Raw genomic sequence first — 14,340 nt, 5'->3', positions numbered from 1 at the left:
TTTTCAATCAAATAAACTTTATAGTTATCTAAAAGTTTTAGGGGAGGGATTCCCGAGCGGCCAAAGGGATCAGACTGTAAATCTGACGGCTCAGCCTTCGCAGGTTCGAATCCTGCTCCCTCCACCATGCGGGTGTAGTTCAATGGTAGAACTTCGGCCTTCCAAGCCGATAGTGTGGGTTCGATTCCCATCACCCGCTCCACCTAATTCTAATTATTAAAATGTATGAGATATAGGCTCGCATGGCTCAGTTGGTAGAGCACTCCCTTGGTAAGGGAGAGGTCACCAGTTCAAGTCTGGTTGTGAGCACCACATTTATTGTTTTTTGTTGAAAAAAAATGGAGTAAAAAATGGCTAAAGAAAAATTTGAACGTTTGAAGCCGCACGTAAACGTAGGTACAATTGGTCACGTTGACCATGGTAAAACTACTCTTACTGCTGCTATCACAAAAGTTATGGCTGAGAAAAACGGTTCTGCAGTTAGAAACTTTGATGAAATTGATAATGCACCAGAAGAGAAGGCTCGTGGTATAACAATTAATACTTCTCACGTTGAGTATGAGTCTCCAAATAGACACTATGCTCACGTTGACTGTCCAGGGCACGCGGATTACGTTAAAAACATGATTACTGGTGCTGCTCAGATGGACGGCGCTATTTTAGTATGTTCTGCAGCTGATGGCCCTATGCCTCAAACTCGTGAGCATATCCTACTTTCTCGTCAGGTTGGTGTACCAAAAATCGTTGTTTTCTTAAACAAATGCGACATGGTTGATGATGAAGAGTTATTAGAGTTGGTTGAAATGGAAGTGCGTGAGCTTCTAGATCAATACGAGTTCCCTGGTGATGACACTCCAGTTGTTATGGGATCTGCTCTTAAAGCTATCGAAGGTGAAGAGCAATATGTTGAGAAGATTGTTGAGTTGGTTCAAGCTATGGATGACTATATTCCAGCTCCTGAGCGTGATACTGAGAAGCCATTCATTCTTCCAATTGAAGATGTGTTCTCAATTTCTGGTCGTGGTACTGTTGTAACTGGCCGTGTTGAGCGTGGTGTTGTAAACGTTGGTGATGAAGTTGAAGTTGTTGGTATTCGTCCAACTCAAAAAACTACAGTAACTGGTGTTGAGATGTTCCGTAAGCTTCTAGATAGAGGTGAAGCTGGTGATAACGTTGGTATCCTAGTTCGTGGTCTTAAGAGAGATGATGTTGAGCGTGGTCAAGTATTATGTAAGCCTGGTTCAATCACTCCACACACTAAGTTTGAAGCTGAAGTATATGTTCTTTCAAAAGAAGAGGGTGGTAGACATACTCCTTTCTTTAAGGGATATAGACCTCAATTCTACTTCCGTACTACAGACGTAACTGGTGCTTGTGAGCTTCCAGAAGGTGTAGAGATGGTAATGCCTGGTGATAACATTAAGATGAATGTTACATTAATCAACTCTATCGCTATGGAAGAAGGTCTACGTTTCGCTATCCGTGAAGGTGGTAGAACAGTTGGTGCTGGTGTTGTAGCTAAAATCTTAGCGTAAGCTGAGTTTTAAAAATTAGGTCAGTAGTTCAATTGGTAGAGCAGCGGTCTCCAAAACCGCAAGTTGGGGGTTCGAGTCCCTCCTGGCCTGCCACATAATTAAGGCGGTGTTGTTTTTGCAACATCGCCTTTTTTATTTGTAATTATCAAAAAAATTATCTCAAGATTATTGTTTCAGTATCCTTATTTATTTATTTATTTATTTATGTTATTTTTTAATTAATTAAATGATAGTTAAAGGAAGTCTTTGATGAAAAAGATGGTTTTAGGTGTAGCTTTGGGTGTTCTTGGTCTAACTGGTGTTTCTTATGCGAATGATGTAATCAAGTTTGTTAATAAGACTGATCAGGATGTGAAAATTAGAGGTCTATGGCTTGAAGGAGATTTGGTTAGTTGTGGAACTGGTGGATCTCCGTGTATAGGAGAGTTTAAAGTTGATGTAGCATCGGGAGGGTCAAAAAATTATAAAGTGCCTTTATCTGACTATTCAAAAACATTGGGTGGATACCTAGGGAAGTTTGGATTTACAACATATGTTGGCACTAGTGAGATTAAAGTTGCTATTCCTGGGGTGGTGTTTAAGATTGTAGATGGTAAATACAAGTTCAATATTATGAGCGCGAGTCTTAGTAATGCTGAAGGAGCAAGTAGTGATAATACAGATCTGATTTTTCAGTTCCCTAAGTATTCAGCTAATTTAACTCAATTTACTGATGCTTCTGGAGAGGTTCATACGCAGATTACCTTTGTGGATGTATCGTAAGTTCTGAAATATATAAGCATTCTTCTTTTTCTTGATATTATATTCCCTGTATGTTATTTTATACCCTACGTTTATAATTCCCTCATGTTAAATCACTTTTTTAAAGGATTGTTTTTGTGAAAAAAAATCAGAATTTTAATAATAATAAAGTTTGGATAAGTGGCGCTACTAAAACTACAGAAGTAGTTAAAATATCTAAGGCTAATAATATTTTGTTATGGTTGCTTGCTACTATTGTTTTGGTAGCTGGTGTTGGTGTTACTATGTATTCAGATACTTTAGGATCGGCATACGCCACATATAATACTTCTTTAGCTGTAATTGTTGTTTTGGCGGCATTATTAATAGCAAGATTTACAAATCAGGGACGCCGCTTTTGGGCCTTTTTTCAGGCTTCTAAGTTAGAGCTTGCAAAAGTCGTGTGGCCAACTCGTAAAGAAACTATGACTATAACGGCTATGGTGATAGTGGTCGTTATAATTTTTGCACTAATAATTTCATTATTTGGTCTTATATTTGAAAATTTCATTCAATACTTTTTAGGATAATTTAAAATGGCTATGCTTTGGTATGTTGTGCAAGTGCACTCAGGTTATGAAAAGAGAGTGAAAACTCAGCTTGAAGAAAATATCGAGATTGCTGGGTTACAAGATAATTTTGGTAGGGTTCTTGTTCCTACTGAAAATGTTGTTGAAATGAAGGGTGGTCAGAAGCGTAAGAGTGAAAGAAAATACTTTCCTGGATACGTTCTAATTGAGGCTGACCTTACTACAGAGGCTTGGGATGTGATAAAAGCTGTTCCAAGAGTATTAACAGTTGTCGGTTCTCGTGGTAAACCTATTCCATTAAGTAAGCAGGAAGTTGAAAGAATACTTGGCTTTATGGAATCTGGTGAGGCTGCAGTTGAGCCAAGATTAAGAAAATCTTATCAGGTTGGTGAGGTTGTTAGGGTTCTTGAGGGACCATTTAATGACTTTACTGGTGTGGTAGAAGAAGTTAACTATGAAAAATCAAGGTTAAGGGTTGCGGTATCTATCTTTGGTAGATCGACACCTGTAGAGCTTGAGTTTTCACAAGTTGAAAAAGAGTCTTAGTTTAAACTAAGATGTTGGGGAGCTTATAGTAATATAAGTGTTAATAACCTAAATTGGAGAAAATAAAATGGCTAAGAAAAAAGTAGAAGCTATTATTAAGTTGCAAGTTGCAGCAGGTAAAGCAAACCCAAGTCCACCGATTGGTCCTGCATTGGGTCAGCACGGTGTAAATATTATGGGTTTCTGTAAAGAGTTTAATGCTAAAACTCAAGGTATGGAGCCAGGCGCACCAGTACCGGTAGAAATTTCTGTATATAGTGATAGAAGTTTTACATTTGAAATGAAAACGCCACCAGCGTCTTTCCTTATCAAAAAAGCAATCAAAGTAAAATCAGGTTCATCAAATCCGTCAAAAGATTTTATTGGAACTATTACTCGTGAGCAATTAGAAGAAATTGCTAAAGTAAAAGATCCTGATTTAACAGCTGCGGACATGGATGCTGCTGTAAGAATTATTGCTGGTTCTGCTCGTAGTATGGGCGTAAAAGTTGAAGGGGTTGAATAATGGCTAAAATTTCAAAAAGAATGAAAGAAATATCAGCTAAGGTTGATGCTGAGAAAAAATATCCAGTAGCAGAAGCTTTTGATATCTTAAGAGATGTATCTTCTGTTAAATTTGTTGAGTCTGTAGATGTGTCTGTAGCTCTTGGTGTAGACCCTCGTAAATCTGACCAAGTAGTTAGAGGTGCTTCTGTACTACCTAATGGTACTGGTAAATCTGTAAGAGTTGCAGTATTTGCTAAAGGTCCTGCAGCAGATGCGGCTAAAGAAGCTGGTGCTGATATTGTGGGTATGGAAGACTTAGCGGATGAAGTTAAAAAAGGAAATATGGACTTTGATGTTGTGATAGCTTCTCCAGATTCAATGAGAGTTGTTGGTCAACTAGGTCAAATTTTAGGTCCTAAAGGTCTTATGCCAAACCCTAAGGTTGGTACTGTAACTATGGATGTTGCCAAAGCTGTTACAGATGCTAAAGCTGGTCAGGTTAGATATAGAGTAGATAAGGCTGGTATTATTCATACTACTATTGGTAAAGTTAATTTCACTACTGATGCTTTAACTCAAAACTTAGAGCAGTTGTTGGTAGATTTGAAAAAAGCTAAGCCTTCAGTGTCAAAAGGTGTTTATCTGAAAAAAGTTTCTGTATCTAGTACTATGGGTCCAGGAATTGGTGTTGACTTTTCTGACTTAAACATATAGAATCTATTTTTGCAATTCTTTGGCTGTATGTAAATACAGCGATCGAAGACCGTAGGAGCTGGGGAAACTCGGCTTAATTTTTCCTACGCAGACGATGTTTTAAACAGCCTTTTTGGTTTTTAAATATCGTGTTAATAGGTAAATAAAGTGTGTAGACAATAAAATAAGGAGTCGATAATGGCACTTAGAATAGAGGACAAAAAAGCGATTGTTGCTGAAGTTGCTGAACAAGTATCCTCAGCGTTGTCTGCAGCAGTAGCAGATTACAGAGGTTTAACTGTTAATGAAATGACTTCATTAAGAGAAGAAGCTCGTAAATCTGGAGTTTATTTAAGAGTTGTTCGTAACAACTTAGCACGTTTAGCAGTTAAAGGTACAGAATTTGAGTGTCTTGCAGATGCTCTTAAAGGGCCTTTGGTTCTTGCTCTTTCTATGGAATCACCAGGTGGTTCAGCTAAGCTATTCAAAAACTTCTCTAAAGACCACAAAGCTTTAGAAGTTAAGAATTTAGTGATGGCAGGCGATCTTTATGGTCCAGAGAAGCTAGATGACTTTGCTAAGATCCCTACAAGGGATGAGGCTATTGCAATACTTATGAGTGTTATGCAAGCCCCTGTCACTAAGCTTGCTAGAACTCTTAATGAAGTTCAGAAGAAACAAGCTGAACAAGCTGAATAACTGCTTGCTACTGTTGAAGATAGTAAAACAATATTAGTTTTTAAAAACAAAGGAGCTTATAAAATGGCTATAACAAAAGAAGATATTTTAAACGCTGTTGCAGAAATGAGTGTAATGGATGTGTGTGAATTAGTAGAAATGATGGAAGAGAAGTTCGGCGTATCTGCAGCTGCTGCTGTAGCTGTAGCTGGTCCTGCTGCTGCTGGCGAAGCTGCTGAAGAGCAAACTGAATTCGACGTTGTTTTAACTGATGCTGGTTCAAACAAAATTGCTGCTATTAAAGCAGTAAGAGGCGCAACTGGTCTTGGTCTTAAAGAAGCAAAAGCTGCTGTGGAAGGTGTTCCATTCACAATTAAAGAAGCTGCTGCTAAAGAAGAAGCTGAAGAGCTTAAGAAGCAACTTGAAGAAGCTGGCGCTAAAGTTGAGCTTAAATAATAAAATTCTAAAATATACTTTTTAGAAATATAGACTAGTGGTCATGATATATGGCCTCTAGTCTTTCTAGTATTGAAAGATACATAGATTATTGGTGCAAATATACTCATATTTGCTTTTTATTTTGTGTAAACAAAATCTTGAGGGTTTTTGATGTCTTACTCATACGCTGAGAAAAAAAGAATTCGTAAAGAGTTTGGGGTTCTTCCTCATATCTTAGACGTACCATATTTACTTTCTATTCAAACAGAGTCATACAAAAAATTTTTGAATGCTAATGAAGCAAAGGGTAAGCTTCACTCTGGTCTTGAATTGGTGCTTAAGCAGTCTTTTCCGGTAGAAAGCAAAAATGGTCAATATGAACTTCATTATGTTGATTATCAAATAGGTGAGCCAACATTTGATGAAACTGAGTGTCAAGTGCGAGGCGCTACTTATGATGCTCCATTAAATGTTAAATTAAGGCTTGTTGTATATAACAAAGAAGCTCTTCCAAAAGAAAAAGTCGTAGAAGATATTAGAGAAGAGTATGTATATATGGGTGATATCCCATTAATGACAACTAATGGTACTTTTATAATCAATGGTACTGAGAGGGTTGTTGTATCTCAGCTACATAGATCACCAGGTGTGTTCTTTAGCAAGGATGACTCTGAGGAGGGGGCGTTCTCTGCACGTATTATTCCATACAGAGGTTCATGGTTAGACTTTGAATTCGACTCAAAAGGTATTGTGTGGGCTAGAATTGACAGAAAAAGAAAATTCTGTGCAACAGTTATTTTAAAAGCTCTTGGCTATACGCAAGAGGAAATTTTAGAGAATTTCTCTGATAGTAAGACAATTACTTTTAATAATAAAGGCTTTGCTCTTAAGCTTGATAATCTTGCTGGTATGAAAGGTGAGTTACTTAAGTTTGATATTTTAGATGAGCAAGGAAAAGTAGTAGTTAAAAAGAATAAGAAGCTAACTACTAGAGATATTAAGAAAATCAAAGATGCAGGCGTTGATTCTGTAGCTATTGATCTTGATCTTGTAAACACACTTAGAGTAGCAAAAGATATTGTTAATGAAGCTACTGGTGAAGTTATCGCGTATGCTAACGATGATATTACGGATAGTCTACTTGAGTCGTGTGTTGAGATTGGTATGCTTGAATTAGAGGTTATCGATTTTATTACTGCTGAAAGAGGCAGATATATTTCTGATACTCTAAAATATGATCTTACAAAAAATACAGATGAAGCTTTGGTTGAGATTTATAAGGTTCTAAGACCTGGAGATCCTCCAGCAGCGGCTTCAGTTAAAGCTTTATTTGAAGGTTTATTCTTTATTGAAAGTAGATATAGTTTATCTGATATTGGTAGAATGAAGCTAAATGCTAGATTAGGCTCAGATAAAGTTTCTAAAGATATTTATACTTTAGAAAATAGTGATATTGTTGGCGTATTAGAAGAACTAATTAATATCCGTGATGGTAAAGGTAAAGTTGATGATATCGATCACCTAGGTAACAGACGTGTTCGTTCTGTTGGTGAGATGGTTGAGAATCAGTTTAGAATAGGTCTTTATCGTGTTGAGAAAGGTATTCGTGAGAGTATGTCATTGGTGCATAAAGATAAGCTTATGCCAAAAGATATTGTGAACTCTAAGCCAATTACAGCTGCAATTAAAGAGTTCTTTACGTCTGGTGCTTTATCTCAATTTATGGATCAAGATAACCCGTTATCAGAGGTTACACATAAGCGTAGAATTTCTGCATTAGGTCCAGGTGGTCTATCTCGTGATAGAGCAGGTTTTGAGGTTCGTGACGTGCACGCAACTCACTATGGTAGATTGTGTCCAATTGAGACTCCAGAGGGTCCAAACATTGGTCTTATTAACTCATTAGCAAGTTACGCAAGAGTTAATGATTATGGTTTCTTAGAAGCACCATACAGAAAAGTTGTTAATGGTAAAGTTACTGATGAAATCGAGTACTTATCAGCTATTGATGAAGATAACTATGTAATTGCTCAAGCGTCAACTAAGCTTGATGATAAAAACCACTTTGTAGAAGATCTAATTCAGTGTCGTTCTGGTGGTGAGGCAATATTTACAGAATCTAGTAGGGTTCAGTATATGGATGTTTCTGCTAAGCAGATGGTTTCAGCTGCAGCAGCACTTATTCCTTTCCTAGAACATGATGATGCTAACAGGGTACTAATGGGTGCAAACATGCAACGTCAAGCGGTACCTACTCTAAAATCAGAGAAGCCATTGGTTGGTACTGGTATGGAGAAGATTGTTGCTAGAGATTCAGGTAACTGTATTGTTGCTAGAAATCCTGGTGAAGTTGCTGAAGTAGATTCAAATAGAATAGTTATTAAAGTAAATACTAAAAAGACTAAAAATAATAAACTTGTAGATATCTATAGTTTAACTAAGTTTAAGCGTTCAAATAAGAACACTTGTATTAACCAGCGTCCAATTGTTAATGTTGGAGATAAGGTTGAAGCAGGTGATATTTTAGCTGATGGTTTTGCAACTGACTTTGGTGAGCTATCTCTTGGGCATAACCTGATGGTAGCGTTCATGCCATGGAACGGTTATAACTTTGAGGATTCAATTTTACTTTCTGAAAGAATTGTAAAAGATGACAAGTATACAAGTATTCATATTGAAGAGTTTACTTGTGTGGCTCGTGATACTAAGCTTGGACCAGAAGAAGTTACAGCAGATATCCCAAATGTAAGTGAGTCTAGTTTAGCTAAACTTGATGAATCAGGTATCGTTCATATTGGTGCTAATGTTGAAGCTGGTGATATCTTAGTAGCTAAAATCACTCCAAAAGCTGAGCAACAATTAACTCCAGAAGAAAGGCTTCTAAGAGCGATCTTTAATGAGAAAGCATCAAATGTTGCTGATAGTTCATTAAGAATGCCAAGTGGTACTTCTGGTACAGTTATTAATGTTCAAGTTTTTGAAAATGATAAAGGTGGTAAGAGCCAAAGAGCACTTGAAATTGAAAAAGAGCAAATCGAAAAAGCTCGTAAAGATTCTGATGAAGAATTTGCGGTAATTGAATCTGTAATTAGACCATCAATAGAAAAAGATATCGTTGGTGCGAAGATTCTAAAAGCAAAAGGTCTTAAAAAAGGCGCAATCCTTACAAAAGAATTTTTAGAAAAATTACCATTTTCTAAGTGGTTAGAAATATCTTTTGAAGATGAAAAACTTGAAGAGAAAGTACAAAAAGCAAAAGAGTACTATGATGAAGCTAAAGTTGCTGTAGATGGCAAATTTGAAGCTAAGAAAAAATCTATTACTCAAAGTAATGAGCTTTCTCCAGGTGTACTTCAAACAGTTAAAGTATTTGTTGCTATCAAGAAGCGTATTCAGCCTGGTGATAAGATGGCTGGTCGTCATGGTAACAAAGGTGTGGTTTCTCGTGTGTTACCAATCGAAGATATGCCGTATATGGAAGATGGTACTCCAGTAGATGTTTGTCTAAATCCTCTAGGTATTCCATCACGTATGAATATCGGACAGATTCTAGAGGCGCACTTAGGTTTAGCTTCTTATGGCTTAGGTAAGCGTATCGAAGAAACTTTTGAGAAGACTCAAAAAGCTGCAGAGCTAAGAAAGACTCTCGAAGAAGTCTACAATAAAGTAGGTGACAAGAAAGTTGATATTAAAGCTTTAAGTGATGAAGAAGTGCTTACTCTTTGTGAAAATCTAAAAGGTGGTGTACCAATTGCGACTCCTGTATTTGATGGTGCAAAAGAGGAAGATATTAAAGAGCTTCTTAAAATAGGTGGTTTTGCGACTAACGGTCAGATGAAATTATTTGATGGTCGTACAGGTCAAGCATTTGATAGAAATGTAACAGTTGGTTATATGTATATGTTGAAGCTAGATCATTTAGTAGATGATAAGATGCACGCTAGATCGACAGGTTCTTATAGCTTAGTTACGCAGCAGCCATTAGGTGGTAAGGCACAGTTTGGTGGTCAGAGATTCGGTGAAATGGAGGTTTGGGCATTACAGGCATATGGTGCTGCTTATACACTAAGAGAAATGTTAACAGTTAAGTCAGATGATATAGCTGGTAGATCGAAAATGTATAAGAATATAGTTGATGGTAAGTTAACTATGAATGTTGATGTTCCAGAGTCGTTTAACGTATTACGAAATGAAGTAAGAGCGTTAGGTATCGATATGGATTTTGACTATTCATCTGAGGAAGAATAAGCATCTTAAATAAGCTACTTATTTTTGTTATTAAAATAAAAGTATAGGAGAATTACCTGTGAATAACGGTATCCTACATCAAAATTACAATAGTAAAAAGTTTGATATTATTAAAATATCTTTAGCATCTCCAGAGGTTGTTCGTTCATGGTCTCATGGTGAAGTTAAAAAACCTGAAACTATTAACTATAGAACATTTAAACCAGAAAGAGATGGTTTATTCTGTGCTAAAATCTTTGGTCCTGTAAAAGATTATGAGTGTCTTTGTGGTAAGTACAAAAGACTTAAGCATCGTGGCGTAGTATGTGAGCGTTGTGGTGTTGAAGTTGAAAAAGCTTCCGTACGAAGAGAAAGAATGGGTCATATTGATTTAGTATGTCCTGTTGTACATATTTGGTACTTGAAATCACTACCTTCTAGAATTGGCTTGTTCTTAGATATGCCGTTAAAGAATGTAGAAAAAGTATTATATTTTGAGTCATATATTGTTACAGACCCTGGTATGACTCCATTAGAGAAAAAGCAGCTTCTTACAGATGAAGAGTATGCAGAAGCTCTAGAAAATTATGGCTATGAATTTGAAGCATCTATGGGTGCTGAGGCTATTAGAGATTTACTATCAGATACGGATCTTGAGTCTGAGATAGAAACTTTACAAGCAGAATATGCAGAAAGTAAATCTACAGCTAAAAAAGAAAAAGCTATTAAAAGATTGAGACTTCTTGAAACTTTCCAAGCATCTGGTAATAAACCTGAGTGGATGGTAATGACAGTATTGCCAGTTCTTCCGCCAGATTTAAGACCGCTTGTACCAATCGAAGGTGGTAGATTTGCAACTTCTGATCTAAATGATTTATATCGTAGAGTAATCAATAGAAATAATAGGTTGAAAAAACTATTAGATCTTAATGCTCCAGATATTATTGTTAGAAATGAAAAAAGAATGCTTCAAGAATCAGTTGATGCGTTACTAGATAATGGTAGAAGAGGTAGAGCTGTAACTGGTTCCAACAAACGCCCACTTAAATCTTTAGCAGATATGATTAAAGGTAAGCAAGGTCGTTTCCGTCAAAACCTACTTGGTAAACGTGTTGATTATTCTGGACGTTCTGTAATTACTGTAGGCCCATCTTTAAGATTACATGAGTGTGGTCTTCCTAAGAAGATGGCTTTAGAGCTATTCAAACCATTTGTGTACTCTAAGTTAAGACTAGGTGGCTATGCAACTACTATTAAACAAGCTAAGAGAATGGTTGAGCTTGAAGAAGCTGCTGTATGGGATATTCTAGAAATTGTTATTAATGAACATCCGGTACTTTTAAACCGTGCCCCTACACTACATAGACTAGGTATTCAGGCATTTGAACCTAAACTTATTGAAGGTAAAGCTATACAGCTGCACCCTCTAGTTTGTGCGGCATTTAACGCTGACTTTGATGGTGACCAAATGGCTGTTCACGTACCTTTAACTGTTGAATCTCAGTTAGAGGCTCGTGTGTTAATGATGTCTACAAATAACATCCTATCACCAGCATCTGGTCAACCGATTATTACTCCAACTCAGGATATTGTATTAGGTTTATATTATATCACTAGAGAAAGAGAAGGTGCGCGTGGAGAAGGTAAATTATTCTCAGGTTATGATGACGTAAGCAGAGCTTATAACTCTGGAACTGTAGATATTCATGCAAAAATTAAATTAAGAATTGATAGACAAGTATTTGATACGAAAGGTAATACTTATAATGAAAAAGGTGTAGTTAATACTACTGTAGGTAGAGCACTTCTTTTAAATATATTGCCAGAAGGTCTATCTTTTTCTTTATTAAACAAAGTATTAGTTAAGAAAGAAATTTCTAAAATTATAAACCAAGCATTCAGGGTGCTAGGTGGTAAAGCTACTGTTGTTTTAGCTGATAAATTAATGTATGCAGGTTTCAAATATTCAACGCTATCAGGTGTTTCTGTGGGTGTTGATGATATGACGATTCCTGATAATAAAGAAGCTAAAGTAGAAGAAGCAGAAAAAGAAATTAAACATATTACAGAGCAATATCAGTCTTCATTAATTACAGAGAATGAAAGATATAACAATATCATCAATATTTGGGGTAAAACTTCTGATGAAGTTGGAGCCGCTATGATGGAAGAAATTTCTAAAGATACTGTAATGGTTGATGGTGAAGAGAAAGAAGTTGAATCATTTAATTCTGTATATATGATGGCTAACTCTGGTGCAAGGGGTTCTTATAACCAAATGAGACAGCTTGCTGGTATGCGTGGTCTAATGGCTAAACCAGATGGAACGATGATTGAAACTGCAATTACGGCAAACTTTAGAGAAGGTTTGTCAGTATTGCAGTACTTTACATCTACCCATGGTGCTCGTAAAGGTCTTGCAGATACAGCACTTAAGACAGCAAACGCAGGTTACTTAACTCGTAGACTTGTTGATGTTGCTCAGGATCTTGTTGTTATTGAAGAAGATTGTGGTACTGATGAAGGTCTAATGTTCTCAGCTATCGTTGAAGATGGTGAGGTTAAAGTGCCTCTGGCAGAGAGAGCTCTTGGTAGAACTTTGGCGGCTGATGTTGTAACAGAGAAAGGTATTGTACTATTAGAAGAAGGCACTTTATTAGATGAGAATCTAGTTGAATTGCTTGATGATAATGGTATTGATATGATCAAAGTTAGATCGCCTATTACATGTAATACTCGTAGAGGTTTATGTGCTAAGTGTTATGGTCGTGACCTTGCTCGTGAAAGAAAAGTCAATGTTGGCGAATCTGTTGGTGTAATCGCTGCTCAATCTATTGGTGAGCCAGGTACACAGCTTACAATGAGAACGTTCCATACTGGTGGTGCAGCATCTCTTGGTGTGACGGTTTCTGACATTAAAGTTAAAACGGCTGGTAAGATCAAGTTTAAAAACATTAGAACAGTAACTAACAAAGAAGGCCAAGAGATTGTAATTTCTCGTGCTGGTGAGATTATAGTTTCTGATACTATGGGCCGTGTTAGAGAGCAACATAAAATCCCTATGGGTGCAAATGTTCCTCTAGCAAGTGGTAAAGCTGTAGAAATCGGTGATGTAATCGCTACTTGGGATCCACATGCTCAGCCATTGATTACTGATGTTGCTGGTAAGGTTGTTCTTGAGGATGTTATTGATGGTATTACATCGAAGCATACTTATGATGATCTAACTGGTCAGCAAACTATTGAGATTACTTCTATATCCCAAAGAACTACATCTAAAAACTTAAAACCTGTTGTTAAGGTTGTTGATGAAAAAGGTAATGAACTTAAATCAATAACTTTAGCAGTTGGAGCGGTACTAAATGTATCTGATGATACAGTGCTAGAGGTTGGTGATGTCGTTGCTAAGATTCCTCTTGAAGGCTCTAAGAACAAGGATATTACTGGTGGTCTTCCACGAGTTGCTGAATTATTTGAGGCAAGACGTCCTAAAGAGGCTGCTGTACTTTCTCCATGTGATGGTATGGTTAGGCTTGGTAATAGAGATACGAAAGAGAAGCAAAGAATTGAGATTCTAGATAAGAATGGTCATATTGTTGAAGAGATCCTATTACCTAAATCTCGTCATTTAGTAGTGTTTGATGGTGAGAGTGTAGTTAAAGGTGATGTTTTGGCAGATGGTCCTACAGATCCTCATGATCTACTTAAATTTAAGGGTCTAGAAGCTTTTGCAGACTATATTCTTGTTGAAGCTCAGTCTGTATATCGTATGCAAGGTGTTGTAATTAATGATAAACATATTGAAACGATTGTAAGACAAATGCTAAGAAAAGCTATTGTCCTTGATGAAGGTGATAGTAAGTTTGTTAAGAATGAGAGTGTTGAGCTTGTTAGAATCTTAGAAGAAAATGATATTCTACGTGAGCAAGAGAAGAGGGAAATTGAGTTTGAACCTGTATTAATGGGTATCACAAGATCTTCTCTATCTACGGAGTCATTCTTATCAGCAGCTTCCTTCCAGGAAACTACAAGAGTATTGACAGAGGCTTCAATAAACTCTCAAGTTGATCAGATGAGAGGTCTTAAAGAGAATGTTCTGATAGGTAGATTAATACCAACAGGTACAGGTCTAGCTGTTAGAAAAGAAACCGATAAGATCGAGAAAATGAGAGAAGAGTTGGGTGTTGAAGATGCTGCTGCATTTAAAGCAATTGCCTCTGGTCTAGCTAATGATGAAGTTTCTAGTGATGAGAACTTTGATATCGAAGAAAAAGATACTAATGATGATATTGAAGAATCTCTAAGAAATGCTCTTGAATCATTAGATTTCTAAATTTCTTTTTCCTATTATTTCCAATAAAATAAATTTTATTATTCTAAGAATTTCAACTATAATGTCTACTTATAGTGGGCATTAGTACTTTATG

General features: G+C 36.6%; 10 protein-coding genes and 4 tRNA genes. All 14 read left to right on the top strand.

Going from position 1 to position 14,340, the window contains the following annotated elements; genetic code table 11:
- The first annotated feature begins 42 nt into the window (after positions 1–42).
- The 14 genes from QI37_RS05185 (at position 43) to rpoC (ending at position 14,246) form a co-directional block, all read left to right on the top strand.
- Positions 43–127, top strand: a tRNA-Tyr gene (locus tag QI37_RS05185).
- Position 128: 1 nt separating this feature from the next.
- Positions 129–202 (top strand) — tRNA-Gly (locus tag QI37_RS05180).
- Between the two features lie 34 nt (positions 203–236).
- Positions 237–312, top strand: a tRNA-Thr gene (locus QI37_RS05175).
- 38 nt (positions 313–350) lie between these two features.
- A complete protein-coding gene (gene tuf, locus QI37_RS05170; protein WP_040009155.1) occupies positions 351–1,535 on the top strand; it encodes an elongation factor Tu in 1,185 nt (394 codons plus the stop codon).
- A 17-nt stretch (positions 1,536–1,552) separates the two neighbouring features.
- Positions 1,553–1,628 (top strand) — tRNA-Trp (locus QI37_RS05165).
- Positions 1,629–1,784: 156 nt separating this feature from the next.
- On the top strand, positions 1,785–2,297 hold the full coding sequence (locus QI37_RS05160; protein WP_040009153.1) for a hypothetical protein: 513 nt from the start codon (positions 1,785–1,787) through the stop codon (positions 2,295–2,297).
- Positions 2,298–2,413: 116 nt separating this feature from the next.
- Positions 2,414–2,845: a preprotein translocase subunit SecE gene (secE, locus tag QI37_RS05155; protein ID WP_040009151.1), complete on the top strand. Its 432-nt coding sequence runs from the start codon at positions 2,414–2,416 to the stop codon at positions 2,843–2,845.
- 12 nt (positions 2,846–2,857) lie between these two features.
- Positions 2,858–3,391 (top strand): transcription termination/antitermination protein NusG, encoded by a 534-nt coding sequence (gene nusG / locus QI37_RS05150; RefSeq protein WP_081947015.1) that lies wholly within the window; start codon positions 2,858–2,860, stop codon positions 3,389–3,391.
- A gap of 67 nt (positions 3,392–3,458) precedes the next feature.
- Entirely contained in the window at positions 3,459–3,896 is a 438-nt protein-coding gene (gene rplK / locus QI37_RS05145; RefSeq protein WP_040009147.1) for a 50S ribosomal protein L11, read from the top strand.
- Positions 3,896–4,591 carry a 50S ribosomal protein L1 gene (gene rplA, locus QI37_RS05140; protein ID WP_040009145.1) on the top strand — a complete coding sequence of 232 codons (696 nt, stop codon included), beginning with the start codon at positions 3,896–3,898 and terminating at the stop codon, positions 4,589–4,591. Before rplK ends, rplA begins: the two co-directional genes overlap by 1 nt.
- A 177-nt stretch (positions 4,592–4,768) precedes the next feature.
- Positions 4,769–5,269 carry a 50S ribosomal protein L10 gene (gene rplJ / locus QI37_RS05135; RefSeq protein ID WP_040009142.1) on the top strand — a complete coding sequence of 167 codons (501 nt, stop codon included), beginning with the start codon at positions 4,769–4,771 and terminating at the stop codon, positions 5,267–5,269.
- Between the two features lie 63 nt (positions 5,270–5,332).
- A complete protein-coding gene (gene rplL, locus QI37_RS05130) occupies positions 5,333–5,704 on the top strand; it encodes a 50S ribosomal protein L7/L12 (RefSeq protein WP_040009140.1) in 372 nt (123 codons plus the stop codon).
- Positions 5,705–5,857: 153 nt separating this feature from the next.
- On the top strand, positions 5,858–9,934 hold the full coding sequence (gene rpoB, locus QI37_RS05125) for a DNA-directed RNA polymerase subunit beta (protein WP_040009139.1): 4,077 nt from the start codon (positions 5,858–5,860) through the stop codon (positions 9,932–9,934).
- 58 nt (positions 9,935–9,992) lie between these two features.
- A complete protein-coding gene (gene rpoC / locus QI37_RS05120; protein ID WP_040009138.1) occupies positions 9,993–14,246 on the top strand; it encodes a DNA-directed RNA polymerase subunit beta' in 4,254 nt (1,417 codons plus the stop codon).
- Positions 14,247–14,340 lie beyond the last annotated feature (94 nt).

The organism is Candidatus Francisella endociliophora (assembly GCF_000764555.1).
Classification (GTDB): domain Bacteria; phylum Pseudomonadota; class Gammaproteobacteria; order Francisellales; family Francisellaceae; genus Francisella; species Francisella endociliophora.
The sequence above is the reverse complement of the archived record's forward strand: the minus strand, read 5'-3'. Positions and strand labels throughout refer to the sequence as shown.

Coding starts and splice junctions, on each gene's coding strand:
- rplK (WP_040009147.1), top strand. CDS start 3,459: ATGGCTAAGAAAAAAGTAGAAGCTATTATTAAGTTGCAAGTTGCAGCA.
- nusG (WP_081947015.1), top strand. CDS start 2,858: ATGCTTTGGTATGTTGTGCAAGTGCACTCAGGTTATGAAAAGAGAGTG.
- tuf (WP_040009155.1), top strand. CDS start 351: ATGGCTAAAGAAAAATTTGAACGTTTGAAGCCGCACGTAAACGTAGGT.
- rplA (WP_040009145.1), top strand. CDS start 3,896: ATGGCTAAAATTTCAAAAAGAATGAAAGAAATATCAGCTAAGGTTGAT.
- rplJ (WP_040009142.1), top strand. CDS start 4,769: ATGGCACTTAGAATAGAGGACAAAAAAGCGATTGTTGCTGAAGTTGCT.
- rplL (WP_040009140.1), top strand. CDS start 5,333: ATGGCTATAACAAAAGAAGATATTTTAAACGCTGTTGCAGAAATGAGT.
- rpoB (WP_040009139.1), top strand. CDS start 5,858: ATGTCTTACTCATACGCTGAGAAAAAAAGAATTCGTAAAGAGTTTGGG.
- QI37_RS05160 (WP_040009153.1), top strand. CDS start 1,785: ATGAAAAAGATGGTTTTAGGTGTAGCTTTGGGTGTTCTTGGTCTAACT.